We start from the raw sequence: 237 nt of genomic DNA, 5'->3' as shown, positions 1-237 counted from the left end.
CAGCCACCATTTCAGGGATGAGTTTCCCACCCTCCCCCCGCCTACGCAGGTATTAAATGACTGCCCGCAGGTGGTGGGCACCCAATCGTCCCAATGGTGGACATTCCGCTGGGGCCCTAATAAGAACCCACTGGTTACCACAGCTGCTATAACGCCTAAGCTGGCGCGGTTAAACAGTGAATTTGCCTACTTCCACGACCAGATGGGATGGCCTCCGGACCTGCGCGCAAAAAGCGG

The 237-nt window shown here is 57.4% G+C and carries 1 protein-coding gene; it reads left to right on the top strand.

The window, feature by feature from the left end; genetic code table 11:
* Positions 1-237, top strand: a 237-nt coding sequence (locus KVT36_RS32160) for a hypothetical protein (protein WP_217607505.1), incomplete at both ends; no start/stop codon positions are given.

The organism is Chitinophaga sp. GbtcB8 (genome assembly GCF_019091455.1).
GTDB lineage: Bacteria > Bacteroidota > Bacteroidia > Chitinophagales > Chitinophagaceae > Chitinophaga.
The sequence above is the reverse complement of the archived record's forward strand: the minus strand, read 5'-3'. Positions and strand labels throughout refer to the sequence as shown.